The organism is Lacisediminihabitans changchengi, from assembly GCF_016634425.1.
Classification (GTDB): Bacteria; Actinomycetota; Actinomycetes; order Actinomycetales; family Microbacteriaceae; genus Lacisediminihabitans; species Lacisediminihabitans changchengi.
The window spans coordinates 198,631-225,475 of sequence record NZ_JAEPES010000004.1 but is presented as its reverse complement, the minus strand read 5'-3'; the positions used below and the strand labels follow the sequence as shown (position 1 = coordinate 225,475).

Here is a 26,845-nt window from a genome sequence, read left to right as displayed (position 1 = left end):
CGCGGGGGTGTCATCGACAGGTCAAGTGCAACACGAGGGGAAAGCACATGAATCAGCCGTACGAGATTCCGTTGGGGGATGCCCAGGCAGCCCAGCGGGCGGCGGATGAGGCAGCGGATGCTCTGGAGTTCCGGATGCCGCCGACCGTCTATCCGCAGTCGACCGACGGCATCGTCGCACCCGACATCGCGTCGTTCCCTCCGCCGCCAGGCGCAGTGACGCTGAACCCGAACCAGAGCGCGGCGGGGTTTCCGGCACCGGCCGGAGCCAGCTTCCCGCCTCCCGCTGGCGCGCAGCCCTTCACGCAGCCGACCGGCGAACCGCAGTTTCCGGCGCCTGGTTCGTTCGCCGGGCCGCCCGGGACGAATTTCTCTGCCCCGACTCCCGATTACACCGCCGGGTGGATGCCGGAACCGACGCCGTCGTTCGACTACGGCACCTTCGACAAGCCGGTGGCCGAGACCTTCAGCAACTCCTATGTCGAGGAGATGTTTCCGAACATCGTCGGGGAGCCATTTGCCAGTGCGGTGGCTGCAGAGCCGAGCGTGCCCGCAGCAGCCGAGACCGTACCGGAATCGGTTCCGGATGTCGCCATGCCACAACCTGTGATCTTGTCGGAGCGTCGTCGGGCGGCGTTCCTTGCACGCGAAGCCGCCGGCGAGAAGCCGGTCGATCCGCTGGTCGGTCCGCCGATCGTCGAGGAGGCCGTTGCGGCGGAACCCATCCGGCCGGAACCAGTCCAGCCCTTCACCGCACCGACCGCGGCCGCACTTAATTTCGCAGCTCCGACGGGGACGCCCGCGATCGTCCCGACACCGATCCCCGAGCCAGCCGCGGCCTTCGTCGCCCCGGCGATTCCCGTCCTTCCGGACGTGGTCGATCAGAACGAGGGCTTTTTCGATCTTCCAATGGACGCCGAGAGTGTCGCCTTCCGCGCGAAGGCCGATCCGGAACTCATTGCGGCGCTCACCGAGGTGCTGGGGCTCGGGGCATCCGACCTCCACGTCACCACCAACGCGATCCCGATGATTCGCGTCGATGGTGGTCTGCGCCCCGTCGACGGACTGTCGGTCTGGAACAAGGACAAGGTCGCTGCCGCCCTCACCAGCATCCTCACCGACGAACAGAAGGCGACGTTCGACGAACAGCTCGAACTCGACCTCGCCTACACGGTGTCGGCGAACGCTCGCTTCCGCGTCAACGTGTATCAACAGCGCGGCGCGATGGGGGCCGCATTTCGTCTCATCCCAACGGACATCGTGCAGCTGAAAGATCTGGGTGTGCCCGACAGTGTCGCCCGCTTCGCCACCCTCGCCCGAGGCCTGGTGCTGGTGACGGGACCGACCGGTTCCGGAAAGTCGACGACGCTCGCAGCCCTCATCGACCTGGTCAACCGCACGCGTGCTGATCACATCGTGACGGTCGAAGACCCCATCGAGTTCATGCACAAGAACCACAAGTCGCTGGTCAATCAGCGAGAGGTCGGTCCAGACACCCACAGCTTCGCCAGCGCGCTCAAGCACGTTCTGCGGCAGGACCCGGATGTCATCCTGATCGGTGAGCTCCGAGACCTCGAGACCATCTCGGTGGCACTGACCGCGGCAGAGACCGGCCACCTCGTGTTCGCAACCCTGCACACTCAGGACGCGGCTCAGACCATCGACCGAGTGATCGACGTCTTCCCGCCCCATCAGCAGGGGCAGGTGCGCTCGCAGCTCGCGGCGACCCTACAGGGCGTGGTGTGTCAGACCCTCGTCAAGCGCGCGAGCGGCAAGGGCCGAGTCGTCGCCACCGAAATCTTGATCGCCACGCCCGCGATCAACAACCTGATCCGCGAAGGAAAGACCTATCAGATCGCCTCGGCGATGCAGGCGGGTCGCGACCACGGCATGCACACCATGGATTCGCACCTCGCCGACCTCGCCAACGCCGGCACCATCACGGTGAAGGCCGCGATGGACAAGGCGCAGGATGCCGAGTCGCTCAAGCTACTCATCCATCGGGCGGAGAGTGCCACGGATGCCGCGGCGAACGCCATGGCAACGTCGGGCATCGACTTCGGTGACGTCTACTCCAGGAAGGCCGAGTAGTGGCGACGCTGGCGTACGCCTACACGGGCCGAGACTCCGCGGGCAAGGTTGTCAAGGGCAAGGTGGATGCGGCCACCGAGTCGAACGCCGCTCTGCGGTTGCGAGCAATGGGCGTCTCGCCCACCTCGATCTCGGAGGCGAAAGACGGAACGGGTCTCAACATGGAGATCTCGTTTCTCAGCAAGGGAGTGGGGCTCAAAGACCTCGCGATCATGAGCCGGCAGATGGCGACAATGATCGCCGCTGGTCTGTCGCTGCTGAAGACGCTGACGATCCTCGCCAGTCAGACCGAGAACAAGAAGCTCGCTTTGACTTTGGCCGAGGTTCGGTCCGATATCGAGAGCGGCGTCTCGCTCTCGGAGAGCTTCGCCAAGCATCCGCGCATCTTCCCGCGCCTCATGATCTATCTGGTGCGCGCCGGGGAGACGGGCGGATTCCTCGACGGGGCTCTCGAATCGATCGCTGCAAATTTTGAGTCGGACGTCAAGCTGCGCGCCACCATCAAGTCGGCGCTCACCTATCCCGTCGCCGTACTGATCATGGCTTTCGTGGCGGTGATCGCCATGCTGATCTTCATCGTCCCGGTGTTCCAGGCGATGTTCACCAGCCTCGGCGGGCAGCTACCGATCCCGACCCAGATTCTGGTGACCTTGTCGCAGAACATGATCTGGATCGCGCCCCTGCTGGCCGTGGTGCTCATCGGCACGAGCCTCTGGTGGAAGTTCAACAAGGACAAAGAGAAGGTGCGGTCGATCTTCGATCCGCTTCGCTTGAAGATCCCGGTCTTCGGTGGGCTTTTCGCGAAGGTCGCTGTCGCGCGGTTCACCCGCAACTTCGCCGCCATGATCGGCGCCGGCGTGCCGATTCTGCAGGCACTCAACATCGTGGGGGAGACCTCCGGCAACTGGGTGATCGAGAACGCGCTCAAGAAGGTGCAAGACTCGGTGCGCACCGGCAACTCGATCGCCGGCCCGCTTGCCGAGCAGCCGATCTTCCCCGCCATGGTCGTGCAGATGATCGCCGTGGGCGAGGACTCCGGGGCGCTCGAGACCATGCTCACCAAGATCGCCGACTTCTACGACGAGGAGGTCACGGCCACCGCCGAGGCACTCACCTCGCTGATCGAGCCGCTCATGATCGCCGTGATCGGCACGATCATCGGTGGCATGATCGTGGCTCTGTACATGCCGATCTTCACCATCTTCAACCAGATCAAGTAATTCGCCGCAAACCCGATCACTCCGAAGTCGTCTCCGGAGTAATTGTGACAAAGTCGTATTCCACATTTGGAATGCATGGTGGGTAGAAAACGGCCTGGTCACCCCCGCACTGGGGGCGAAAAATGCTGATAGTACCCCTGTTTGTGGGATGTACGGGGGAGTGACGCTCGGGGAATATTGCTGCCAGGGGGCATTTCATTAGGGGGCCACCTGTCCGCAGCAGCACACATCCCAGACAGGAACAAAAACTATGTTCATGCGATTCAACCAGTCGGTGGCCAAGCGTCACGCGGCACTGCAAAAGGGCGACAAGGGCTTCACGCTGATCGAGCTCCTCGTCGTCATCATCATCATCGGAATCCTCGCCGCGATCGCGATCCCGGTGTTCCTCAACCAGCGCCAGAGCGCGTGGAAGGCATCCGTTGGATCCGACCTCAAGAACGCCGCTGTGGCGGTCGAGACCTACGGCACACAAAATAACGGGTCCTACGACAAGTTCCCTGGAACCGCGTTTACTTCGACCACGGCTAGCGCGCCGTTCAAGGTAACGCCTGGCAACACGATCACGGTTACGGCTACCGCAAACGGCTACACGATTCTCGGGAGCAACTCCAACGTGACGGGCAACCAGACGTTCGACAGTTCAAAGGGTGGATTGCAAACCTGGGCGGGCTAACGGATCGATAGAAGCAACCGTTCGGGGTCCCGCGAGGGGCCCCGAACTCTCGCAGTCGATACTCGCCAGCCCGACGAATCTCAGGGAAAAATGTGATGTGCTGCGTTCCACAGCCTGACCGCTCCGACGAGGGCATGACCCTCATCGAGGTGATCGTCGCGATCAGCATCATGGGCATTGTTGCTACGGCCGCGACGGGCCTGGCTATCGCGAGCACTACTGGCTCTGTAACTCAGCAACACCAAGCCGTCGCCGTCACGGTCGCAAATGACGCGATGGAACAGGTGAGTGGTCTTCCGGCCGGACTGATCTATAGCGGGCGTTCTGCCAGCGATGTCACCGCAAGTTTTGTCGCCAATAGCTCCATCCCAGCGGTAGCGAACACCTATCAGGAATATGACCACTCGCTCCCGCTTCCTTCTGCGCAGAAGGTGCCGATCAATGACACCCAGACGCAGGACGGAACGGTGTACAAGATCACCACGGTGATCGGCACCTGCTTCCAAAAACTCGGCACCATGCCGGGCCAGACGGCCGGCGGCGATTGCACAAAGCTCCCGTCATCGCAGACGCTTCCCACGAGCTTTCCTGGATATACCCCGCTCACCCGCGTAGTCGTTCTGGTGCGCTGGACGGGCGGGCAGGGCTGCTCAACCGCCAGCCCATGCTCGTACGCGGTGACCACACTGCTCGACGCCCACGCGGATCTCGAATGGACTACCAATGGATGAGCGACGAAAGCGCGCTGATGCGCGTCGGGACGACGCGGGCTTCACGCTCATCGAGCTCCTCGTCTCCATGGCGGTCTTCACTGTTTTCATCGCGATTCTGCTTACGACAATCGTGGCGCTGTCGCGGAGCGCAACTCGCACCCAACTGGTCGGTGAGTCCACGAACAGCACGCTCGTCGTCTTCGGCAACATGGACCGTCAGGTGCGGTACGCCGACTCGATCAACTACCCCGGAGCGGGAACCTCAGGCACGCGCTACGTCGAGTTCCGGATCCCCGCCCCGAGCAGCGCGAGTGGCGCGACCACCTGCATCCAGTGGCGGTTTGACGTCATAAACCAAGAGCTCGATTCGCGGCAGTGGTCGGACGGATCGCCCACGAACGCGACCGCCTGGTCGACCAAATTGGAGAACGTCATCAACGACGGCGTCGCGACGCATCCTTTCCAACTCATCCCCGCCAACATCAGTGACTCTCCACGACAGCAGCTCGTTCTGACCATCGATGCGGGCAACAGCGCGCTCGATTCCGGAGCCTCCGCAAGCACCACGTTCTTTGCCCGCAACAGCTCCATCAAATCGACAAGTAACGATCCGCTCACCCCGGTGTGTACCTTCAGTGGGTACCGACCGTGAGGCGGCTGACCCTCGCGCGGCAGCAGATGAGCATCCGGATGCGGCGGAGAGACGACGAGGGTGTTGCCCTCTTGAGCGCTCTGCTCTTCATGGTGCTGGTCGCGGGACTTTCGGTCGTGCTGCTCAGCGTCATCCTGTCGCAGGCTATGCCGGTCTACACTGCGCAGAAGAGCACCAAGACCGTTTACTCGGCGCAGGCCGGTCTGCAGGCGGCACTCGGAGTCGTTCGATCGCTGAGCAAGACAGACATCACGACCGGCAAGATCACCGGGCTTCGGGCGAACCTGCCATGCACGATCAGCGGCAAGGTCGACGGCAGCGACGCGACCTCGACGTACTCCGTCACGATGAAGTACTTCATGGCCGATCCCACCGGCAAAGACTCGACCTGGCAGAATGCCAACGATATGGACTGCACGGGTACCGTGCTTCCCGGCACCAGCCAGCCGTTGTACGCCTTGGCGCAAGCAGACGGCCTCGGGGCTGCCATTCCGGGAATGACCGATGCGACTATCGGCGACCGTCACATCTCGGCCGTGTACAAGTTCAAGGTCACGAACGTCAATATCGCCGGTGGTCGAATCTACGACTACGGCAACACGTACTGCCTGCAGGCGACCTCGGCGACGGTCGGATCGCAGATCACCCTGAAGGCCCCCGCAGACTGCAAGTCGGCGAACGACTCGACTCAGCTCTGGGTCTACGATAAGGACTACGAGATCAAGCTGGCAAGCACTCTCGTCGCCGGTCAATCTCCGCTCTGCATAACGAGTCCGACCAACACCACGAACACCGCGGCGCTCGCGGGGTCCGCCACGCTGACCGCTTGCAAGTCCGACGCCTCGCGCTGGACGCAGCTGTGGAGTTGGGTCGGATCCAACACCTGGGTCGGTCAGAATTCGACCAACACCAGCAACACCAACTTCTGCCTGTCTCCCGGTGCCATCGCAGCAGGATCGGTTCTCGCGGTGCGGGACGGCTGCAGCGGCGGATTCTCGCCGTCGACCGCTGTGGGCGCGGGCGCGGCGAGCGCTCTCACCTTCCAGATGGTCAACTACAAGGAATTCGGGCGCTGCGCCGACGTCACGGATCAGGTAGTCACAAGCTCGTTCATGATCAGCTACCCGTGCAAGCAGGACCCGACCGGCACCGGCACGCAGTTGCTCTGGAACCACAAGTGGTATTACACCGAGCCGGTCCTCCCGGCGACGTCCGTCGCCGACCAGGCCATCTACGTGTACAACGGCGGGACGAAGACAGACTCGAACAAGTACTGCCTCACTGCACCCGCGTCGAGCGGCAAGTTCGTCACCTTCACCCTGTGCAGCAACCCGCTGGCCACCAGCCAGAAGTGGACCCGCTTCCTCGACACCGGCACGTATTCGACGAGTTACGTGTTCGTTGACAAGTCCACCAGCCGCTGCCTCTCGGTCGACGCGACGGACACCTACACCGCGGGCAAGTGGTCGAAGATGATCATGGCGGCCTGTAACGGTGGGCTCGAACAGAAGTGGAACGCCCCCGCTTCCTACACTGACTCCGATGTCAGTAGCTATAGGGAGTACAGCAAGTGATCGCCGTCATCGTCATCGCCGGTGCGCTCGGCCTGCTTATCGGATCGTTTCTCAACGTCGTCATCTACCGGGTTCCGGCCGGCAAATCGATCGTGTCGCCGCCGAGTGCATGCCCCAACTGCGGCTCGCGAATCGCCGGGTACGACAACGTGCCGGTGCTCTCGTGGCTGGTTCTGCGCGGTAAGTGCCGCTCCTGTGCGACGCCGATCTCGGCGCGCTACCCGATCATCGAACTCGTCACCGGCATCGCGTTCGCCGGGGTCGCCGCCTTGCTCGGCGCACCGCTCGCCGCACTATCCAACGGCGCGGAAGCGACATCCGCTCTGCTGGTATTGGTGGCATTCCTCTACTTTGCGGCAATCTCGATAGCTCTGGCGATGATCGACATCGACACGCATCGGCTGCCGAACGCAATCGTGCTGCCGAGCTACCTCGTGGGCATCGTGCTCCTTTCAGCCGCCGCGATCATCTCGAGCGACTACGCGCCTCTGATCCGTGCCGCTATCGGCATGGCCATTCTGTTCGTCGCCTATTTCGCGATGGCCTTCGTGTACCCGGCGGGAATGGGGCTCGGCGACGTCAAGCTCGCCGGTGTGATCGGTCTCTACCTCGGCTGGACCGGATGGGGAGCGTTCGCCGTTGGAGCGTTCGCCGCGTTCATCCTGGCGGGCCTGTTCGCGATCGTACTGATCGTCGCTCGCCGCGCGAACCGCAAGAGCGGCATCCCGTTTGGACCCTGGATGCTCATCGGGGCCTGGTTCGGCGTTGCTCTCGGCAGCTCCGTCTTCGACGGCTACCTCAGACTCTTCGGCCTCGCGGCCGCATAACTGATCACTACTAGGGGGAAATGATGGGGAAGACAATTGTGGGGCTGGACATCAGCGCCAACGCCATCCGAGCGGCAGAGCTCACGACCAACGTCAAGGGCAAACAGACCCTGGTGCGGTACCACTCGGTGCCGTTGCCCGAGGGTGCCGTCTTGCGCGGCGAGGTGATGGAGCCGAGCACCGTCGCGACGGCCCTTCGCCAGCTGTGGTCGACGGGAGGGTTCTCGTCGAAGGATGTCGTGCTGGGCATCGGCAACTCGCGGGTGCTCGCTCGAGACCTCACGGTGCCCAAGGCTCCGCTCGCGCGCATCCGCGAGTCCCTTCCGTTCCACGTTCAGGAACTGCTGCCGTTCCCCACGGAGAACGCGCTGCTCGACTTCTATCCGATCAGCGAGGGAACGGATGCTAACGGTCCCGTCGTACACGGACTGTTGGTCGCGGCGCTCAAAGATGCGGTTCTCGGCAACGTGCGGGCCGCGCAGCTCGCCGGGCTCAACCCGGTCGATGTCGACCTGGTGCCGTTCGCCCTCACCCGGGTTCTCTCGAGCGCAGGGGATATGGGCACAGCGGCAATGATCGACGTGGGGGCGAACACCACGATCGTCGTGGTCTCGTCCGCCGGCGTTCCGCAATTCGTCCGCATCATTCCGACCGGCGGGGACGATCTCACCGCTGCCCTGTCGACCAAGCTCAACCTGACTCTGGACGCAGCCGAGGCGATCAAGCGCACGCTCGGTCTTGCCGCGACTCCGACGACGGCCGACGAGCAGGCCGCGATCGTCGCGATGTACGAGCATGCCGGCGAGCTGATCAGCAGTTTGCGGAACACGCTCACCTATTACGCCGGAACTCGTGCAGCGGATGACGCCATCGGCCGAGTGATTCTCTCCGGCGGGGGCGCTCAACTTTCCGGATTCAGCAATGCGCTCTCGGAATACACGCGTCTGCCCGTCACTATCGGTGACCCGCTCGCGAGCGTGACCGTCGGTCGCTTCGCCGAGAAGACCGTCAGCGACGGATTCCGCGGCTCCTCTGTAGCAATCGGACTGGCCTTGGGGAGTGCAGCATGAGCGCCATCACACTCGGACGTCCGATGAGCGACGTCATCACCCTCGGAGCCAGCCCCCGGGTTCATCTCCTGCCGCCCGAGGTCATTCAGGGCAAGAAGGAGCGCGCAGTTCGGCGACGCCTCCTTGCTGCCCTCGTAATCGTCGTCGTGATGGTGGTCCTCGCAACCGGGGTCGCGGTGGTTTCGCTCGCCGGGTCCGCCGCGCAATTGGCGAGCGAACAGGCGAGAAGCGCCCTGCTGTCCGCTCAACGCGCGAAGCTCGGCGAGGTGACGACGCTGCAGAGCCAGGTCGACGGAATCACCGCCGCGCAGCCGATCGCCGCTGACGGCCAGATCCTCTGGGAGCCCTACCTCACGGCGGTGGGGGACACCCTCCCCGCGGGGATGACGATCACGGGATTCAGCGCCCAGCTCGATGGCGCAGCCGCCGACGCGTCGGCCGACACGACGACCGTCAAGCATGCCGCGATCCTCACCATTACCGCGGACAGCCCGCAGGCGCCGATCTCCGATTGGCTCGACAACCTCGCTAGCGTCCCCGGCTTCTTGGGAGCGATGCCCGGGAGCGTCACGCTGGTCCCTGACACCGGGCGTTACACCGTCGCGGTGAGCCTTCTCATCGGCGACAAGGCGCTCGCCAAACAGTTCGACGCGAAGAAGAAGTAGACATGAACAAGAACAGGCTCTTCACCCTCGGTATCGCCGGCGCCATCGCGCTGGTCGCCGTCCTCGGCTGGTTCGTCGGCATCTCGCCGATTCTGGAGCAGACCTCGGCGACGAGCGAGCAGGTCTCCAGCGTCACCAGTATCAATGACATCAACCAGACGAAGTTGGTCTCGCTCAAGAAACAATTCGCCAACATCGGCGAGGTGCAGGACGAGCTCGCCGGTCTGCGAACATCCCTCCCCACGGTTGCCGAGATGCCGGCTTTTCTTCGTGAGATCAACGACTACGGAACGGCCCACAACATCTCGCTGAAGAGCGTGGCGGTGAGCCCGCCCACCCCCTACGTGGCCCCCGTGACCGCCCCGGCCACACCGGCTGCTGGCGAGACGCCGACCGCTTCGCCCTCTCCATCGCCGTCGGCCGCGACGCCGGATGCCAGCGCCCCGGCGCCTGCCCCGGCCGCGGGTGGAGGGCTCGTGGTCATCCCGATCCAGATCGTCGTCACCGGGAGCTATGCGGACGTGCTCGCCTTCGTTGGATCCATTCAGGGCGGTCCGCGGCTGCTCCTGGTGCAGACCTTCGCGATGACCTCGGATGAAAGCGGATTCACGGGCTCTATCGCCGCAGACATCTACGCGCTGCCGAATAAGTAGCCCGCACCACCACGTTTGCCCGAATATGCAGAGTTTCGGCACCAGAAACCTGCAGATTCGGGCAAACGTGCGTGGTGCCTGTCACTGCCGGGCGCGGGCTGCGCCGCGGGGTAGTGTGACCGGTGACCTGTTCGGATGGCCGTGAGGGCCGCGAAGGAGCCGCACCGTGAGCGACAACCCGCCTGTTCATCCTGACGACGAGCGCCGAGAGGATGCTGTCACGCCGGAGTTCTCTTCCGCGCCGGCAGAGCCAACCGCTCCCGTCGAGTCGCACGAGGGAGAGCGCATCGAGGTGCTCGACGGCGAACTGATCGACAGCGAGCCGATCGACAGCCCGGAACCGTCGCGAGGCACGCACGAGACCATCGAATACGCCGAGGTCGTCGAAGACGAAGCGCCCGCCCTGGTCGAGCCGCCCCAGCCCGAGCGCGTGACGCTCGCCGAGGCGCCGCCCGTCGTGGAGGTGCCAGCGGAAGAGCGCCCCGCCGACATCGACAACGTCGAGGTGATCCCCGCACCCGCGCCCGTGGTCGCGCCCGCCGTCATCCCGCAGCCCAGCCAGACGGTCTACGTGGAGGCGCCGAACCCGCCCAAGAAGCGCGGCAACCGCGGCATCGGAAGCCTGGTCGCCCTGCTCTCCGCGGTGATCTTCGGCCTCATCTTCGCCCTGGTGGTCGCCCTGATCATCGCGGCGCGCACCGGCGACTTCAGCTTCGACTTCGTCAGCCGCCCCACGTTCTGGGTGCCGGTGCTGTTCTTCGCGATCGGATTCGTGCTGCTCGTGCTGATCATCAACCGCGCCGGCTGGTGGGTGCATGTGATCGGCAGCCTGTTCGTCGCGCTGTTCGTCTACTTCGGCACGGTGGCCACCCTGCTCGTGATCAACGGCATCTTCGGTGAGACACCGTCAGAAGCAGGTCGTCTGGTCGCCGCAGCCCTGGTCGACCCGTTCGTGATCGCCGCAGCCTTGGTCGCTCGCGAGACCGCGCTCTGGATGGGCCTCGCGATCGCGGCGCGCGGCCGTCGCATGAAGGCCCGCAACGCCGAGGCTCGCACCGAGTACGAGATGCAGATGGCCGACCGCCGCGCGGAGTACGAGCGCCGGGCAGAGTCGGCACGCGCCGGGGTGTGACCCAGCAGCGCGATTCATCGCAGCGCCGCTACGAGGCGGCGGTCGCCGTCTTCGCCGTGGTGCTCTTCATCGCGCTGTGCATCGCGACCAGCGGGGTAATCAACCTGTTTGCCGGCAAGGATGTCCTCGCCGAGCGCGACGCGAGCATCCTGGTCATCCCGGCGATGTTCATCGTCGCGGCCGCTGCTCTCTATCTGGGGCTATTCAGCGCGGCTGGCCAGACCGGCGGCGCGCTGGTGCTCTTCGCGCTCGGCATCGGGGTGGCGTGCTACCTCTTCTTTCTGGTCAGCGGCGCGGTCCTGTATTCGGTGGGATCGGGCCAACCCTTGCGCGGCATCCTCTTCCTCGGGGCGAACGCGCTGCGGCCGTTCTCGATCGCGCTGCCGATCATCGCCGCGGTCGTCGCCGTCGCCTACCTCCTGCTGGTGTCCGCGCGAACGCGCCGGCTCGATGGGCGTCCGCCGCGCTGGCCGTGGGAGCAACAGGACGACGACGACCGCCGCAGCCTCGATTAGGCGCTCCCAAAAACTGGTCGTCCATATACTGATGCTGCGGCCGGCAGGCTGCGCGGGGGAGGAAGCACGTGCGTCTCAAGCTGACCTTGACCAGGCCGTCCGGAGCCGCGGATGACATCGTCGTCACCGCTGATGCCGCCGCGAGCATCTCCGACGTCGCCACGACCATCAGCCGTCTCGACCCGCGCGGATCGGGTGCGGCCGAACCGGGCACCCTCACCCTGCGCGCCACCCTCCCCGGCCAGCCCGAGCCCCTGCTGTTGCCACCGGATGCCCCGCTCGGCGAGGCCTGGATCGGCAGCGGCGCCGTGGTCAGCATCGCCGACGCCGGCAGGCACTATCTGCCCGCGGGTGCGGCGAACTCGCCCGTGCTCGCCACCCTATCCATCATCAGCGGACCGGATGCCGGCCGCGAGTTCCCGCTCCGCGCCGGAACGGCTGTGCTCGGTCGTGAGCTGGACTGCGACATCCTGCTGAACGATCCGCTGGTGTCCAAGCACCACGTGCGGTTCGAGGTCTCGTCCGTGGTCGACGTCGTCGACCTCGGCAGCGCGAACGGCGTCGTCGTCGACGGTGGGATCGTGTCGCGACTGCGCGTCGAGCACGCGGAGACACTTCTCATCGGAGACTCCGAGGTGCGGATCACGCTCGCCACGACCGGGGTGATCGTCGGCGCGGCCCCGACGGCCGGCCCGATCTTCTTCAACCGCTCGCCGAAGGTGGAGAAGCGCTACGCCGGCCAGCAGTTCGCCGGCCCCGAAGTTCCGGCCGAGAAGCCCGACCAGCCGTTCCCCCTCCTCGCCATGATCGCGCCGGTGATGATGGGCGGGGCGATGTTCATCCTTTCCCACCAGATCACCTCGCTGCTGTTCGTCGCGATGTCGCCGATCATGCTCATCGGCAATTTCATGACCGGCAAGACGCGCGAGAAGCGACGTCTGAAGAAGGCGGTCGCCAAGTTCGACGGCCACCTCTCCGCGCTCACCTCGCAGCTTGATGAGGAGAGGGCCGTCGAGGTGCACCAGCGCACGGCGGAATCCCCGTCCACCGCCGAGTCGCTGGAGCAGGCCATCCGCCGCGGTCCGCTGCTCTGGACCCGTCGGCCCGAGCACTGGTCATTCCTCAACGTGCGCATCGGCATCGGCACGATGGCCAGCCGCAACGTCATCACCACCCAGCCGCGGGGCGAGATCCTTCCCGAGTTCCAGCAACGCCTCGACGCGGTGGTCGAGCAGAACACGACCATCGCGGGCGTGCCAATCATCGACAACCTGTTCGACTCGGGTGCCTTGGGCATCGCTGGGGCACCCGAGGCCGCGGTGGGTTCGGTGAACTCGGTGCTGGTGCAGGTGACATCCCTGCACTCCCCAGCCGAACTGGTCGTCGCAGCCCTGGTCGGCCCGCGCTGGTCGCGCGAGCTCGAATGGCTCAAGTGGATGCCCCACACCTCGTCGCCGCACAGCCCGATCGAGGGAAGCCACCTCGCCGACAGCGCCGCGAGCGGCTCGCAGCTGCTGTCCGCCATCGAGGGTGTCGTCGCCGAACGGCTGGCCGAGCGCGGTCGCACCATTCAGCGCCGCGGTGCGATGGAGCAGCAGAGCGCCGCCCTGGAACGGGGAGCGGATGTCGGCACCGCCAGCACCACGGACGGCACGCCGTCCCCTGTCCCCGCGATCGTCGTACTCATCTCCGACGATGTGGCGGTCGACCGAGCCCGCCTGGTGCAGCTCGCGGAGCAGGCGGCCGACGCCGGGGTCTACCCGATCTGGGTCTCGCCCGACGTGCCCGCGCTGCCGGCCGTCTGTCGCACTTACCTCGCCGTTGCGGTATCGACGCCCGGCCAGACGCATGCACCGCTCGCCACGGTAGGACTGGTTCGCCTCGGCGAGACCATCACCGACGTGCAGACCGAGCAGGTCGACTCCGCGGCCGCCCTCGATTACGCGCGCCGGATGGCACCGGTGATCGACGCCGGCGCCCTGGTCGCCGACTCGAGCGACCTGCCGCGATCCGTCTCGATGGTGACGCTGCTCGGCCACGACCTTGTCGAATCGAGCGACGCGGTGATCGACCGGTGGCGCCAGAACGCGTCGATGCACGATCGTTCCGGCGGCCCGCTGGTGCCGCGGCGAGCCGGCAAACTCCGCGCCATCATCGGCTCAGCCGGCGTCGACCCGATGCACCTCGACCTGCGCACCCAGGGCCCGCACGCGTTGGTCGGCGGAACCACCGGCGCCGGCAAGAGCGAGTTCCTGCAGGCCTGGGTACTCGGCATGGCCGCCGAGTACAGCCCCGATCGCGTGACCTTCCTGTTCGTCGACTACAAGGGCGGATCGGCCTTCGCCGACTGCGTCTCCCTGCCGCACACCGTGGGCCTCGTCACCGACCTCAGCCCGCACCTGGTGCGTCGCGCGCTCACCTCGCTGCGGGCCGAGCTGCACTTTCGTGAGCACCTGCTCAACCGCAAGAAGGCCAAGGACCTGCTCGAGCTCGAGAAGCGTGGTGACCCGGACAGCCCGCCCGCCCTGGTGCTGGTGATCGACGAGTTCGCCGCGCTGGTCGGCGAGGTCCCGGAATTCGTCGACGGTGTCGTCGACATCGCGCAGCGCGGCCGTTCGCTCGGAATCCACCTGATCATGGCGACCCAGCGGCCCGCGGGCGTGATCAAAGACAACCTGCGCGCCAACACCAACCTGCGTATCGCGCTGCGCATGGCCGATGAATCAGACAGCCAAGACGTCGTCGGCGTCAAGGACGCCGCCCACTTCGACCCGGCCATCCCCGGTCGCGGAGTCGCCAAGACCGGCCCGGGCAGGCTGGCGCAGTTCCAGTCTGGCTACGCCGGTGGCTGGACCAGCCGCGAGCCCGAGCGTGCCGACATCGAGGTCGCCGAGCTGCGGTTCGGCGGCGAGATCCGCTGGGAGGATGCCCGCGCGGCCGAGAAGGTGGACGACAAGGCCGAGCTCGGCCCGACCGACCAGCAGCGTCTCGTGACGTCGATCGTGTCCGCCTCGGCTGCGGCGAGCATCCCCGCCCCTCGGCGTCCCTGGCTCGACGAACTGGCTGGCCTGTACGACCTCGGGCGCCTGCCGCAGCGTACCGACTCCGAGCTGCTGCTCGGCGTCTCCGACGTGCCCGAGCGACAGCAGCAGCTTCCCGCATACTTCCAACCGGATGTCGACGGCCACCTGTCCATCTTCGGCACGGGTGGCTCCGGCAAGAGTGCCGTTCTCCGCACCCTGGCCTGCGCCTCGGCGATCACACCGCGCGGTGGGCCGGTCGTGGTCTACGGGCTCGACTTCGGATCCGGCAGCCTGCGCATGCTCGAGTCGCTGCCGCACGTGGGCTCGATCATCGCCGGTGACGACTCGGAGCGCATCATCCGTCTGTTCCGTCTGTTGAAGGACGAGCTGGAGACCCGCGGTCCGCGCTTCGCCGAGGCAGACGCGTCGAGCATCGTCGAGTATCGGCGGCTGGCCAACCGGCCGCAGGAGCCGCGCATCCTGTTGCTCATCGACGGCTTCCCGAACTTCCGCAACGACTTTGAGATCCCGGCCGGCCGGTCGATCTGGTACGACGTGTTCAAAGACATCCTGAGCGACGGTCGCCAGCTGGGAATGCACATCGCGCTCACGGCCGACCGCGCCGGTGCGGTGCCCGCATCGATCGCGTCGAGCATCCAGCGCAAAGTGGTGCTGCGGCTCGCCGACGACGGCTACGGCATGCTCGACGTGCCGTCCGACATCCTCGGCGCGAAGTCGCCCGCCGGTCGTGCCATCGTCGATGGGTTCGAGACCCAGATCGCCATCCTCGGCGGCAGCTCGTCCGTCTCCGAGCAGGCCGCGGCGACCCGTGCGCTCGCCGAGGCGATGGTGCGCGCTGGCGTGAAGTCGGCGTCCCCGATCGGGTCGCTGCCCAAGGAGTACGCGATCACCGAGCTGCCGCTCACGGTCACCGGCGCCCCGGTGCTCGGCATCGGCGACGTGGATCTCGGGCCGTTGGGCTTCGAACCGGAAGGCACAATGCTGCTCGCCGGCCCGCCCGCAAGCGGCCGGTCGAGCGCTCTGCTCAGCCTCGCGCAGTCGGTCGCCCGCTTCGACCCGGATGCCCGGCTCTACTACCTCGGAAACTCCCGCTCACCGCTGGCCACCGCCATGCCCTGGGTCGACAGCGCGACGTCGACGGATGCCGTGGCGGCGCTGGCGAAAGACCTCGCCGCCGCGGTCGCCGACGACGACACCGAGGGACGGATCGTCGTGATCATCGAGTCGATCGGCGACTTCTTGCAGACCCCGGCCGACAGCGCGATCGTCGAGCTGGCGCGGGCGGCGAAGCGCAGCAGCCACCTGGTGATCGCGGAGGCCGAGATGTCGGCATGGGGTTCGTCGTGGCCGCTCATGGGAGAGTTCAAGAACGCCCGCCGCGGTTTCCTGTTGCAGCCCGAATCGGTGGAGGGCGACATCCTGCTCAAGACGGCGTTGCCGCGTCTGAATCGCGCGGAGTTTCCGCCCGGCCGTGGTATGTACATCGCGAAGGGCAAATTCGCTCGCGTGCAGCTGCCGCTGCCGCAGGGCTGACATCCGGATGCTGAGGGGGACCGCATGGGGAGTAGTGCCCATTCCGCCCCCGCTACCCCGTCTATAGGTTGTGTGTAGCGGTCGGGGAATCTGGACCGCAGGAATGAATCGGTAATAAAGGGGACGATCGTGACCGACGTGATACTCGACCTCGCGCTTCTCGAACAGTTGAAGAGCGACCTGGATGCGGTAGTTAGGGAATTCACGAACGCCGACGACTTCAGCAACGACGTTGCCGACGCCACCGGACACGACGAGCTCCACTCGCACGTCGAGGATTTCGCACACAAGTGGAACGACAAGCGGGCCAAAATGACCGAGAACGTCGCGGCGCTTCAGCAGCAGGTGGGCGCCGTGTACGACGGGTTCTCGCAGACCGATCAGGGGCTCGCCAAGGCGCTCGAGGACGCGGCGAATTCCGGGCCGGCCGACTATCCGCCCGTTCCTGCGAAGACCGCAGCCAACCATGGGAACGTCATATGAGCGACACCGAGTACCTTCCGCTGAAAGGCGACCCAGAGCTGCTGCTCGCCAAGGCGAACCACTACGCCTCGATCGCGGACGCGATCACCCGCTCGGTCACGACTCTGAAGAAGATCCACCAGGTCGATGACATGAAGAGCAAGGCCACCGAGGCGCTCAAGGACAAGTCCGGTGATGTCGCCGATGACATCGACAAGGCCCGCGACCGATACAAGAACACCGCGTCGGCGCTGATCACCTATGCGCACAAGCTGCGCACTGCGAAGGATGCCGCTGACACGGCGATCACGCACATCAACCAGAAGCAGACCGAGGCATCGCAGGCCCATCACGCGGCGACGAATGCCGAGGACGGCGTCGCCACCGCATCCGACACCGAAAAGTCTGACGCGCAGAAGGCGGCAGACAAGGCCGCGGATGCTGCCACCACCGCACAGGCGGACCTCCGGGCCGCGCAGCAGGAGTGGCATGCCGCGCTCCAGATCAAGAACGACGCGGCTGACGTCGCGGTGGCCGCCATCGTCGAGGTCGTGGAGGGAAAGAAGAACAACGGGCTCGAAGACGGCTGGTGGGATGACTGGGGATCGAAGGTCCTCGACGTCATCAAGGTGATCTGCGATATCGCCGGGTTCCTGTCGATCTTCCTCGCCTGGGTGCCCATCCTCGGAGCGGTGCTGGTGGCGCTCGCCATCCTGGGTGCCGTGATCGCCCTGGTCGAGGCGATCGTAAAGTTCGCCAACGGCGAGGGGAGCCTCACCGATGTCATCTTCGCCGCGGTCGGTGTCGTCCTCGCGGCGTTCGGTGGCAAGATCGCGGCCTACCTGGGCAAGCTGGTGAAATTCCAGGCTGCGACCAAGGTGATGACCAAGGGGTCTGATTTCCTGAACCGCAAGGGATTCAAGCTGATCTTCGGCGAATCCAAGGCAGCACTCCGCAGTGGAAAGCTGAAGAGCCTGTTCTCAGACGGCCCGGGGTTCAAGACGATGATGAACGACATCAAGAACCCCTTCGATCTGAAGCTCGGTACGACCGGCAATCTGTTCGGTAAATTCACCGACGGCGCCGCCACGAACTTCGCGAAGTTCATCAAGAACCCGCTGAGCCTGCAGTCGATCGAAAACGGCGCGAAGGTGCTCTCGACCGCGCCGTTGTCGGGCGCGAAGGTCGCGATGGTCGCGATGGATGTCCGCAAGGTCGCGAGTACCGGCGAGAAGCTCTACAACGCCGGCGACGATCTGTTCTTCGGCGGCGATGATCACATCACCCTCAAGCCCGAGAGCGTGATCCAGATCGGTGTGAACAACCAGGAGAAGGCCATCAGAAGTACGCTCGGCCTATGAGCATCGCGAGATCACTTGAGATCGTCGATTTCGATTTCGATGTCCCGACCGACTTCTCCGTCATCCCGCTCGAAGCCGACCGCGAACTCAACAGCGCCCATTGGGCACGCTCGGTGGTCGCCGAGGTCGTCGAACAGGATGCCGCGGCCGGAGCAGTCGGCGATATCGTCGACGAACTCACCGAACTGCGGCGTCGGCTGCTCGCCCGCCAGAACCCCTGGCTCCGCGCGCTCGTGTCGATCCGTTCAGAACTCGAGCTGACGATCGGTGCGATCGTCGAAGTCCAGCAGTTCCCGATGGACGACGACGATTCCGTCGACAGCTACGAGCAGATGGTCACGGACGGGCTCGCCCACCCTGCCCCGGGAACACGCACGCACATCGCGGAGACCTGGCGCTCCGAGAGCGACGCTGGCACGATCGTCGGTGCATTCCACCGGTTCGACATCAGGGACTTCGGCGACGCAGAGGGACGGCTTCAGCAGCGGACGATATTCGCTGTCTTCCCGCCGGACTCGAGTGACATGGTGCGATTCATCTTCACGGTGGCGGATCTCGCCACCTTCGAGGACATGATCGGTGATACGCAGGCCATCGTTGAGACCCTGCGGGTGACGACAGAGGAGTCGGTGATATGACGCGAGCGGTTGCCGTCTATCCGGCGCAGATGTCGATCGTGCTCCCGGGTACGTGGGCGAACATCCCTCTCGACGATGAACGCGCGACCGAGCACGCGATTAGCGAGCTGCTCAAGAAGCAGGTCGGTCGCGATGACCGGTTGGCCAGGCTCCGCCGAGATGCGAGGGAACGACTGCGCGCAGTGGCGAAGGACGCTAGGGAGGCCGATGCGGTACAGCTCGCGCTGTCGCTGGAGATCCTTCCCGGCATCCCGTTCCCGGCATCGATGGTCATCGACTACCGGCCGTGGCTGGACGCGGCGGCAGTCGGAGACCTGACGCTCGCGCAACGGCTCGCCCTGCAGCTGCCGAGCGGCGATGTGCTCGACCTCGAGTCTGGGGTGGCGGTGCGCACGTTCGTCGACACCACGATGCGACAGGGCACCGACGACATCCCCGTCATCAAGCTGGAGTACTACCTCGTCGTGCCGAGCGGCGAGCGCCTCCTCCACGTCGTCGCCGACGTGCCGATAGAGTGCGACCCCGAGATCATCGCCACGCTGTTCGATGCGATAGTCGACTCCATTCGGTGGTTCGTCGAGCGAAATGCCGTCGTTGATGGCGAATAACGAGCGCCGGGCGCGGGAACAGGCTCGACAGCGCGCGGAGTATCTGCTTCGCACGCGTCCCGCAGAAGAACAGAAGATGCCCCCTGGTCTTCCGTTCCTGATCGTCGGGGCGGCCGGCCTCGCGGCGGGTGTCGCGCTGCTCTGGTGGATGGTCGGGTACGCCTTCAATGGCGGGGTAATCGATGATCTCTTCCCTACCGTGACTCCGCGTTTCCCGCGCGCAGCGGCACCGGCGGTGATCTTCATGCTGTCCGGGATCGTCGTCTTCCTCGGCGAGATGTTCCGTCGCGCGCGCTGGTCATTCCGCGAGGTGCAGCTGACGACGGCAGGCATGACGACGATCCGGGTGCGGAGGTTGCCGCTCGGTATCGTGCTCGCGTGGGCCGCCGTGCCCCTCGTCGCCTGGGCAGGGGCAGTTGTCGTTCCCATTGTCTTGGCGCCGGGTTCCTCCCCCTCCGATGACCTGTGGCTACTCGCGATGGTCTACGGATTCATCGCGGCCGGCGTATTCGGAGTCTTCTTCGCCTCGGTGGTGCGTCGCCTCGCCTTCGCCCGTTATCGTCCCCGGCCGGTCGGCGCGGGCGAGCAGCGATTCTGGCGCATCGTCTCCGTTCAGTGGCATGCAGGACTGTGGCTGGGCTTTCTCGGCGGCGGTGCGGCCGGCGTGATTCCCTTGGCCGCGGTCCATGGCATCGCCAGCGCGCCGGTCGCACTCGCCGCGGTACCGTGGTTGGCCGCGATCGCGGGGGCGCTCGTCATCCTGAGCGCGATCCTGTCTGCCGGTGCTCCCCGCAGCGGCTACGACGACGGCGTGGCCGAGTCCGTCATCTGACGTCGCGCCCATGGGTACCGCTCCCCATTCCCACCGCGCTGACCCGTCGTTAGGTTGTAAGAAGTTGGTTGGCCTGTGGGGGTCGGCCCCACCGAAATCTAAAAGGAGTTGTACGTCATGGCGAACATGAATGTCACCTACAGCGAGATGACCGACGCGGCCAACCGCCTCACCACCGGCAAAGACGACATCACATCGAAGCTGCACGAACTGCAGTCGCTGGTGAACGGCCTGGTTCAGGGCGGTTTCGTCACCGATGCCGCATCGGGCGCCTTCCACACCTCGTACGAGCAGTTCACCAAGGGCACGACGGATGCCGTCAACGGACTCGACGGGATGTCACAGTTCCTGACTAAGGCGGCGTCGGCTCTGGAGAACGTGGACTCCGAGCTCGCCAAGGGCATAGGCGGCTAGTCCTCTCGCACCACTCGACAGCGGCGGTTCCCGAGAGGGAGCCGCCGCTGTCGTCGTGTGTGCCATCCGTTCACTGACTGTTCGCCCACAGCATCCGCAGTCATTTGACCGCTGACGCACGGCCCCGTACCATTGAGCAGGTGTGCGCTTTGTCGTGCGCTTGACTCGTGCTCGGAAACATCCGTAATGGATGTCATCCAAGAAAGTCAGCGCGGGCCGACCACATACGACGCTGGGTTTGTTTTCGCTCGTGGGCAGTTCCGACTGCAGCGAGGGGCAGCCCCCACGGCATACCACTCAGGCTCCGACATGGGGTCGCGTGTGGTGCAGAAGATCCGGATGCGTGAGTGCCGGATGAACTGCGAAAAGAACCACTGTCACCGTGCAGTAAATACAAGGAGTATGTAGTGCCCACCATTCAGCAGCTGGTCCGCAAGGGTCGCAGCCCGAAGGTCGTCAAGACCAAGGCGCCTGCCCTGCAGTCCAACCCGCAGCAGCGCGGCGTTTGCACCCGCGTGTACACCACCACCCCGAAGAAGCCGAACTCGGCTCTTCGCAAGGTCGCCCGTGTGAAGCTCTCCAACGGCACCGAGGTCACCGCCTACATTCCCGGCGAAGGCCACAACCTGCAGGAGCACTCGATGGTGCTCGTTCGCGGTGGTCGTGTTAAGGACCTCCCCGGTGTTCGCTACAAGATCGTCCGTGGCGCGCTCGACACCCAGGCCGTTAAGAACCGCAAGCAGGCTCGTAGCCGCTACGGCGCGAAGAAGGACAAGAAGTAATGCCTCGTAAAGGACCAGCACCGAAGCGTCCCGTAGTCGCGGACCCGGTCTACGGAGCCCCCATCGTCAGCCAGCTCGTCAACAAGATCCTTCTTGATGGCAAGAAGGGCCTTGCCGAGAAGATCGTCTACGACGCACTGCTCGGTGTCGCGAACAAGAACGGTGCGGATGCCGTCGTCACCTTGAAGAAGGCCCTCGACAACGTGCGCCCCACCATCGAGGTCAAGAGCCGCCGCGTCGGTGGCTCGACCTACCAGGTGCCGGTCGAGGTCAAGCCTCACCGCGCCAACACCCTCGCACTGCGTTGGCTCACCACCTACGCCAAGGCGCGTCGCGAGAAGACCATGACCGAGCGTCTCACCAACGAGATCCTCGACGCCAGCAACGGCCTCGGTGCCGCTGTGAAGCGCCGCGAGGACACTCACAAGATGGCCGACGCTAACAAGGCCTTCGCGCACTACCGCTGGTAACAACTCTTTTCCCGCGGGTCGAGCCTGTCGCCATCGCGGCGCAGGCTCGACTCGCGATCACCACATAATTTCGGAGGACATCCGTGGCACAAGACGTGCTCACCGACCTGAACAAGGTCCGCAACATCGGCATCATGGCTCACATCGATGCTGGCAAGACCACCACCACCGAGCGCATCCTGTTCTACACCGGCATCACCCACAAGATCGGTGAGGTGCACGATGGTGCAGCCACGATGGACTGGATGGCGCAGGAGCAGGAGCGCGGTATCACCATCACGTCTGCTGCCACGACGTGCTTCTGGAACAAGAACCAGATCAACATCATCGACACCCCCGGTCACGTCGACTTCACGGTCGAGGTGGAGCGTTCGCTCCGCGTGCTCGACGGTGCCGTCGCGGTGTTCGACGGCAAGGAGGGCGTTGAGCCCCAGTCCGAGACCGTCTGGCGCCAGGCCGACAAGTACGAAGTTCCCCGCATCTGCTTCGTCAACAAGATGGACAAGCTGGGCGCCGACTTCTACTTCACCGTTGACACCATCATCAAGCGCCTCGGCGCGAAGCCGCTGGTCCTCCAGCTCCCGATCGGTTACGAGAGCTCCTTCGAGGGTGTTGTCGACCTGGTCGAGATGCGTGCGCTGACCTGGCGCGGCGACTCCAAGGGTGACGTCGCGATGGGTGCCAAGTACGAGATCGAAGAGATCCCGGCCGACCTTGTGGAGAAGGCGAACGAGTACCGTGCTCGCCTCATCGAGACCGTCGCCGAGACCAACGACGCACTGCTCGAGCGCTACATGGAGGGCGACACCGACTTCACAGTCGCCGAGATCAAGGCTGCGATCCGCAAGCTCACGGTCAACTCCGAGATCTACCCCGTGCTCTGTGGTTCTGCGTTCAAGAACCGTGGCGTTCAGCCGATGCTGGATGCCGTGGTCGACTACCTCCCCAGCCCGCTTGACGTGCCCGCTACAGAGGGCCACGACATCCGTGACGAGGAGAAGGTCGTCGAGCGCCACCCCGACCCGAAGGACCCCTTTGCGGCCCTCGCGTTCAAGGTTGCGGTTCACCCGTTCTTCGGTCGTCTCACCTACATCCGCGTGTACTCGGGCCAGCTCGAGTCCGGCGGCCAGGTCATGAACTCGACCAAGGGCAAGAAGGAGCGCATCGGCAAGATCTTCCAGATGCACTCCAACAAGGAGAACCCGGTCGACTCCGTCACCGCCGGTCACATCTACGCCGTCATCGGCCTGAAGGACACGACTACCGGAGACACGCTCTCCGACCCGAGCAACCAGATCGTGCTCGAGTCGATGACGTTCCCGGAGCCCGTCATCCAGGTCGCCATCGAGCCGAAGACCAAGGCCGACCAGGAGAAGCTGGGCACCGCGATCCAGAAGCTCGCTGAAGAAGACCCGACCTTCCGCGTCGAGCAGGACCAGGACACCGGCCAGACGATCATCGCCGGAATGGGCGAGCTCCACCTGGACATCCTGGTCGACCGCATGAAGCGCGAGTTCGGTGTCGAGGCCAACGTCGGTAAGCCGCAGGTCGCGTACCGCGAGACGATCCGCAAGACCGTCGAGCGTTACGACTACACCCACAAGAAGCAGACCGGTGGTTCTGGCCAGTTCGCCAAGATCCAGATCGCGCTCGAGCCTCTCGAGGTTACGGCCGACCTGACCTACGAATTCGTCAACAAGGTCACCGGTGGTCGCATCCCGCGTGAGTACATCCCGTCTGTCGACCACGGCATCCAGGACGCACTGCAGGTCGGTGTGCTCGCCGGATACCCGATGGTCGGTGTTCGCGCGATCCTGATCGATGGCGCGTCGCACGACGTCGACTCTTCGGAGATGGCGTTCAAGATCGCCGGCTCGATGGCGTTCAAGGAAGCGGCTCGCAAGGCCTCTCCCGTGCTCCTCGAGCCGCTCATGGCCGTCGAGGTCCGTACGCCCGAGGAGTACATGGGCGACGTCATCGGCGACCTGAACTCGCGTCGTGGACAGATTCAGTCCATGGAGGACGCGACTGGCGTCAAGGTGGTCACGGCGAAGGTACCGTTGTCGGAGATGTTCGGTTACGTGGGTGATCTGCGGTCCAAGACCTCCGGTCGTGCCGTGTACTCGATGACCTTCGACAGCTACTCTGAGGTGCCGCGCGCGGTCGCCGACGAGATCATTCAGAAGAACAAGGGCGAATAGCCCGCAGCGGGGCGTGCTGTCGGCGAACGTCGTCATTACGCCCCGCTGAACGAAGTAACATATCTACACACTCCAAACCCAGAGCATCCGGTTGGTTCACCCCGACCGGATGTACTAAACGAACGTCCTGAGGAGGACCACTGTGGCCAAGGCCAAGTTCGAGCGGTCGAAGCCGCACGTCAACATCGGAACCATCGGTCACGTCGACCACGGCAAGACCACGCTCACCGCGGCGATCTCGAAGGTTCTTGCTGACAAGTACCCGTCGGCGACCAACGTGCAGCGCGACTTCGCTTCCATCGACTCCGCTCCCGAGGAGCGCCAGCGTGGTATCACGATCAACATCTCCCACGTCGAGTACGAGACGCCCAAGCGTCACTACGCTCACGTCGATGCTCCTGGTCACGCTGACTACATCAAGAACATGATCACCGGTGCTGCGCAGATGGACGGCGCGATCCTGGTCGTCGCCGCCACTGACGGCCCGATGGCTCAGACCCGTGAGCACGTTCTGCTCGCCAAGCAGGTCGGCGTGCCGTACCTGCTCGTCGCGCTGAACAAGTCCGACGCTGTTGACGACGAAGAGATCCTTGAGCTCGTTGAGCTCGAGGTTCGCGAGCTGCTCTCCAGCCAGGACTTCGACGGCGACAACGCTCCCGTCGTGCGCGTCTCCGCTCTCAAGGCGCTCGAGGGCGACGAGAAGTGGGTCGAGTCGGTCGTCGAGCTCATGCAGGCCGTTGACGACAACGTGCCGGACCCGATCCGCGACAAGGACAAGCCGTTCCTGATGCCGATCGAGGACGTCTTCACGATCACCGGTCGTGGAACCGTCGTCACGGGCCGCGCCGAGCGTGGAACGCTGCAGATCAACTCTGACGTCGAGATCGTCGGCATCCGCCCGACCCAGAAGACCACGGTCACTGGTATCGAGATGTTCCACAAGCAGCTCGACGAGGCCTGGGCCGGCGAGAACTGTGGTCTGCTGCTCCGCGGCACCAAGCGCGAGGATGTCGAGCGCGGCCAGGTCGTCGTCAAGCCGGGTTCGGTTACGCCGCACACCGACTTCGAGGGCACCGCGTACATCCTGTCCAAGGATGAGGGTGGGCGTCACAACCCGTTCTACGCGAACTACCGCCCGCAGTTCTACTTCCGCACCACGGACGTCACCGGCGTCATCACGCTGCCCGAGGGCACCGAGATGGTCATGCCCGGCGACACCACCGAGATGACCGTCGCACTCATCCAGCCGATCGCGCTGGAAGAGGGACTGAGCTTCGCAATCCGTGAGGGTGGCCGCACCGTCGGCGCCGGCACGGTGACCAAGGTTCTCAAGTAGCACCTGCATAGCAACACGAAGGGCCGTACCCCACGGGGTGCGGCCCTTCGTCGTTAACCTGCGCCGCGCCCGCCGCGCCCGCCGCGCCCGCCGCGCCCGCCGCGCCCGCCGCGCCCGCCGCGCCCGCCGCGCCCCGCGCTCCGCGCCCCGCGACCGCCGCGCCCCGCGCCTGGCCTCGCGTTGTGCCTTCATGTGCGGATTGTGCCAGTTCGAGCAGACACAACCCGCACGAACGGGCACAACCGCGGCGTGCCCCTTCCCCGCAATTGCGGCGCGGCCCTTCCTCCAGTGGAGGGCGGCCCTTCCTCCCCATCGGGCCGGAGGTCGATAGTTTCCCCACGGTGGGGCCGGCCGCGATTAGGCGGTAGCTGACGCGGCACGCTAGCTGGATGACCGCGACTATCGATTTCACCCTCGTGCGCGATCTGGGAATCGGCCCCGATTCGCGATTCGACCATGCGCGTCGGGCCGCTCGTTCTACGGAGGTGCGAATCGCCCGCGGCGCGTACGCCGACCCTCAGAATTGGGCGACAGCAGATGTGGATGCGCGGTACCTAGCGCTGATCGAGGCCGTGGCTGCCACCCGGTCGCAACCGATCGTGCTTTCCCACTGGAGCGCAGCCGCCCTGCACGGATTGCCTATGGTCGGGCCCTGGCCAGGCCAAGTGCACGTCACACAGCAGCCGGGCAGCACGACCCGAAGCAAGAACCTCGTCGTACGACACACAACCGCGCTCGACGAGCATGAGGTCGTTCGCAGCGGGGAATTGTTGATCACGTCGCTCGCCCGCACCCTTCTCGATATCTGCGCTACCCGTCAGACGCTTCGTGCTCTCGTCATGACCGACGCCGCGTTACGGTTCGATCGGCCCACAGGAAGCGCTCGGATCGTCAAAGCTGAATTGCTGGAGGCACTGACTCAGAGGCAGCCGTTTTCGGGTTATGTCCGGGCACGACAGGCAATTGAGTTCGCCGAGTCGGGTGCTGAGTCGCCGCTCGAGTCCGTCAGCCGACTGACCATGCGGGCGATCGAGTGTCCTCCGCCGGTGCTCCAGCTCCCGCACCACGACCGCGACGGGTTCATCGGGTACACGGATTTCGCCTGGCCCGAATACGGCGTTGTTGCGGAGGCAGACGGTCGTAACAAGTATCTCGATGAGAGTCTCCGCAGCGGTCGCACCGTCGAAGAGGTGGTCGTCGATGAGAAATACCGTGAAGACCGGCTCCGGGACTTGCCTCGGAAGTTCACGCGCTGGGGGTGGGATGTTGCCAACAATCCCCTCGCCTTGGCGGAGAAACTCCGGGCGCAAGGGTTGCCCGTTCGAGTGAGGCGACGCTGAATGTGCCCTTTTGTGCGGGTTGTGCCCGCTCGAGCAG

24 protein-coding genes are annotated in these 26,845 nt (G+C 65.0%); all 24 read left to right on the top strand.

Annotation, left to right across the window (positions count from 1 at the left end):
* Window positions 1-47 precede the first annotated feature (47 nt).
* The 24 genes from IV501_RS16605 (at window position 48) to IV501_RS12200 (ending at window position 26,808) form a co-directional block, all read left to right on the top strand.
* Window positions 48-2,090, top strand: coding sequence for a type IV pilus twitching motility protein PilT (locus tag IV501_RS16605; protein WP_307812271.1), 2,043 nt, complete (start codon window positions 48-50; stop codon window positions 2,088-2,090).
* Complete coding sequence (locus IV501_RS12310; RefSeq protein ID WP_307812270.1) at window positions 2,090-3,310, top strand: type II secretion system F family protein; 1,221 nt, start codon at window positions 2,090-2,092, stop codon at window positions 3,308-3,310. The genes IV501_RS16605 and IV501_RS12310 overlap by 1 nt, the downstream gene beginning before the upstream one ends.
* Before the next feature lie 256 nt (window positions 3,311-3,566).
* A complete protein-coding gene (locus IV501_RS16600) occupies window positions 3,567-3,986 on the top strand; it encodes a prepilin-type N-terminal cleavage/methylation domain-containing protein (protein ID WP_200556628.1) in 420 nt (139 codons plus the stop codon).
* Between the two features lie 95 nt (window positions 3,987-4,081).
* Window positions 4,082-4,717, top strand: a complete 636-nt coding sequence (locus tag IV501_RS12300) for a type IV pilus modification PilV family protein (protein ID WP_372430754.1) — start codon at window positions 4,082-4,084, stop codon at window positions 4,715-4,717.
* Window positions 4,710-5,351 (top strand): prepilin-type N-terminal cleavage/methylation domain-containing protein, encoded by a 642-nt coding sequence (locus IV501_RS12295; RefSeq protein ID WP_200556626.1) that lies wholly within the window; start codon window positions 4,710-4,712, stop codon window positions 5,349-5,351. Before IV501_RS12300 ends, IV501_RS12295 begins: the two co-directional genes overlap by 8 nt.
* Complete coding sequence (locus IV501_RS12290; protein ID WP_200556625.1) at window positions 5,348-6,925, top strand: hypothetical protein; 1,578 nt, start codon at window positions 5,348-5,350, stop codon at window positions 6,923-6,925. Before IV501_RS12295 ends, IV501_RS12290 begins: the two co-directional genes overlap by 4 nt.
* The gene (locus IV501_RS12285) at window positions 6,922-7,752 is read left to right on the top strand and encodes a prepilin peptidase (protein WP_200556624.1); all 831 of its coding nucleotides are present in this window, start codon (window positions 6,922-6,924) and stop codon (window positions 7,750-7,752) included. Before IV501_RS12290 ends, IV501_RS12285 begins: the two co-directional genes overlap by 4 nt.
* Window positions 7,753-7,775: 23 nt before the next feature.
* Window positions 7,776-8,822 (top strand): type IV pilus assembly protein PilM, encoded by a 1,047-nt coding sequence (gene pilM, locus IV501_RS12280; RefSeq protein ID WP_200556623.1) that lies wholly within the window; start codon window positions 7,776-7,778, stop codon window positions 8,820-8,822.
* Window positions 8,819-9,487, top strand: coding sequence for a PilN family protein (locus IV501_RS12275; RefSeq protein WP_200556622.1), 669 nt, complete (start codon window positions 8,819-8,821; stop codon window positions 9,485-9,487). The genes pilM and IV501_RS12275 overlap by 4 nt, the downstream gene beginning before the upstream one ends.
* Before the next feature lie 2 nt (window positions 9,488-9,489).
* Window positions 9,490-10,140, top strand: a complete 651-nt coding sequence (locus IV501_RS12270; RefSeq protein ID WP_200556621.1) for a type IV pilus inner membrane component PilO — start codon at window positions 9,490-9,492, stop codon at window positions 10,138-10,140.
* Window positions 10,141-10,306: 166 nt separating this feature from the next.
* Window positions 10,307-11,272 carry a hypothetical protein gene (locus IV501_RS16595; RefSeq protein WP_200556620.1) on the top strand — a complete coding sequence of 322 codons (966 nt, stop codon included), beginning with the start codon at window positions 10,307-10,309 and terminating at the stop codon, window positions 11,270-11,272.
* The gene (locus tag IV501_RS12260) at window positions 11,269-11,787 is read left to right on the top strand and encodes a DUF6121 family protein (protein ID WP_200556619.1); all 519 of its coding nucleotides are present in this window, start codon (window positions 11,269-11,271) and stop codon (window positions 11,785-11,787) included. The genes IV501_RS16595 and IV501_RS12260 overlap by 4 nt, the downstream gene beginning before the upstream one ends.
* An 86-nt stretch (window positions 11,788-11,873) precedes the next feature.
* Window positions 11,874-16,364 carry a type VII secretion EssC family protein gene (locus tag IV501_RS12255; protein ID WP_234698518.1) on the top strand — a complete coding sequence of 1,497 codons (4,491 nt, stop codon included), beginning with the start codon at window positions 11,874-11,876 and terminating at the stop codon, window positions 16,362-16,364.
* 129 nt (window positions 16,365-16,493) lie between these two features.
* The gene (locus IV501_RS12250; protein ID WP_200556617.1) at window positions 16,494-16,847 is read left to right on the top strand and encodes a hypothetical protein; all 354 of its coding nucleotides are present in this window, start codon (window positions 16,494-16,496) and stop codon (window positions 16,845-16,847) included.
* Window positions 16,844-18,187, top strand: a complete 1,344-nt coding sequence (locus tag IV501_RS12245) for a putative T7SS-secreted protein (RefSeq protein WP_200556616.1) — start codon at window positions 16,844-16,846, stop codon at window positions 18,185-18,187. Before IV501_RS12250 ends, IV501_RS12245 begins: the two co-directional genes overlap by 4 nt.
* A complete protein-coding gene (locus IV501_RS12240; protein ID WP_200556615.1) occupies window positions 18,184-18,825 on the top strand; it encodes a hypothetical protein in 642 nt (213 codons plus the stop codon). Before IV501_RS12245 ends, IV501_RS12240 begins: the two co-directional genes overlap by 4 nt.
* Window positions 18,822-19,433 (top strand): hypothetical protein, encoded by a 612-nt coding sequence (locus tag IV501_RS12235; RefSeq protein ID WP_200556614.1) that lies wholly within the window; start codon window positions 18,822-18,824, stop codon window positions 19,431-19,433. The genes IV501_RS12240 and IV501_RS12235 overlap by 4 nt, the downstream gene beginning before the upstream one ends.
* Window positions 19,423-20,265, top strand: a complete 843-nt coding sequence (locus IV501_RS12230; protein WP_200556613.1) for a hypothetical protein — start codon at window positions 19,423-19,425, stop codon at window positions 20,263-20,265. Before IV501_RS12235 ends, IV501_RS12230 begins: the two co-directional genes overlap by 11 nt.
* Window positions 20,266-20,382: 117 nt before the next feature.
* Window positions 20,383-20,679: a WXG100 family type VII secretion target gene (locus tag IV501_RS12225; protein WP_200556612.1), complete on the top strand. Its 297-nt coding sequence runs from the start codon at window positions 20,383-20,385 to the stop codon at window positions 20,677-20,679.
* A 407-nt stretch (window positions 20,680-21,086) separates the two neighbouring features.
* The gene (gene rpsL / locus IV501_RS12220) at window positions 21,087-21,461 is read left to right on the top strand and encodes a 30S ribosomal protein S12 (RefSeq protein WP_200556611.1); all 375 of its coding nucleotides are present in this window, start codon (window positions 21,087-21,089) and stop codon (window positions 21,459-21,461) included.
* Window positions 21,461-21,931: a 30S ribosomal protein S7 gene (rpsG, locus tag IV501_RS12215; RefSeq protein ID WP_200556610.1), complete on the top strand. Its 471-nt coding sequence runs from the start codon at window positions 21,461-21,463 to the stop codon at window positions 21,929-21,931. The genes rpsL and rpsG overlap by 1 nt, the downstream gene beginning before the upstream one ends.
* Before the next feature lie 83 nt (window positions 21,932-22,014).
* Entirely contained in the window at window positions 22,015-24,132 is a 2,118-nt protein-coding gene (fusA, locus tag IV501_RS12210) for an elongation factor G (protein WP_200556609.1), read from the top strand.
* Window positions 24,133-24,274: 142 nt separating this feature from the next.
* Complete coding sequence (gene tuf, locus IV501_RS12205) at window positions 24,275-25,468, top strand: elongation factor Tu (protein WP_200556608.1); 1,194 nt, start codon at window positions 24,275-24,277, stop codon at window positions 25,466-25,468.
* Window positions 25,469-26,307: 839 nt separating this feature from the next.
* A complete protein-coding gene (locus IV501_RS12200) occupies window positions 26,308-26,808 on the top strand; it encodes a hypothetical protein (RefSeq protein WP_200556607.1) in 501 nt (166 codons plus the stop codon).
* Window positions 26,809-26,845: the final 37 nt, after the last annotated feature.

What these genes read in the sequence shown, in the direction of transcription:
- IV501_RS12200 (WP_200556607.1), top strand. Translation starts at nt 26,308, where the DNA reads ATGACCGACGCCGCGTTACGGTTCGATCGGCCCACAGGAAGCGCTCGG.
- IV501_RS12245 (WP_200556616.1), top strand. Translation starts at nt 16,844, where the DNA reads ATGAGCGACACCGAGTACCTTCCGCTGAAAGGCGACCCAGAGCTGCTG.
- rpsG (WP_200556610.1), top strand. Translation starts at nt 21,461, where the DNA reads ATGCCTCGTAAAGGACCAGCACCGAAGCGTCCCGTAGTCGCGGACCCG.
- IV501_RS16605 (WP_307812271.1), top strand. Translation starts at nt 48, where the DNA reads ATGAATCAGCCGTACGAGATTCCGTTGGGGGATGCCCAGGCAGCCCAG.
- pilM (WP_200556623.1), top strand. Translation starts at nt 7,776, where the DNA reads ATGGGGAAGACAATTGTGGGGCTGGACATCAGCGCCAACGCCATCCGA.
- IV501_RS16600 (WP_200556628.1), top strand. Translation starts at nt 3,567, where the DNA reads ATGCGATTCAACCAGTCGGTGGCCAAGCGTCACGCGGCACTGCAAAAG.
- IV501_RS12275 (WP_200556622.1), top strand. Translation starts at nt 8,819, where the DNA reads ATGAGCGCCATCACACTCGGACGTCCGATGAGCGACGTCATCACCCTC.
- IV501_RS12295 (WP_200556626.1), top strand. Translation starts at nt 4,710, where the DNA reads ATGGATGAGCGACGAAAGCGCGCTGATGCGCGTCGGGACGACGCGGGC.
- IV501_RS12225 (WP_200556612.1), top strand. Translation starts at nt 20,383, where the DNA reads ATGGCGAACATGAATGTCACCTACAGCGAGATGACCGACGCGGCCAAC.
- IV501_RS12230 (WP_200556613.1), top strand. Translation starts at nt 19,423, where the DNA reads ATGGCGAATAACGAGCGCCGGGCGCGGGAACAGGCTCGACAGCGCGCG.
- IV501_RS12270 (WP_200556621.1), top strand. Translation starts at nt 9,490, where the DNA reads ATGAACAAGAACAGGCTCTTCACCCTCGGTATCGCCGGCGCCATCGCG.
- IV501_RS12300 (WP_372430754.1), top strand. Translation starts at nt 4,082, where the DNA reads ATGTGCTGCGTTCCACAGCCTGACCGCTCCGACGAGGGCATGACCCTC.
- IV501_RS12240 (WP_200556615.1), top strand. Translation starts at nt 18,184, where the DNA reads ATGAGCATCGCGAGATCACTTGAGATCGTCGATTTCGATTTCGATGTC.
- IV501_RS12235 (WP_200556614.1), top strand. Translation starts at nt 18,822, where the DNA reads ATGACGCGAGCGGTTGCCGTCTATCCGGCGCAGATGTCGATCGTGCTC.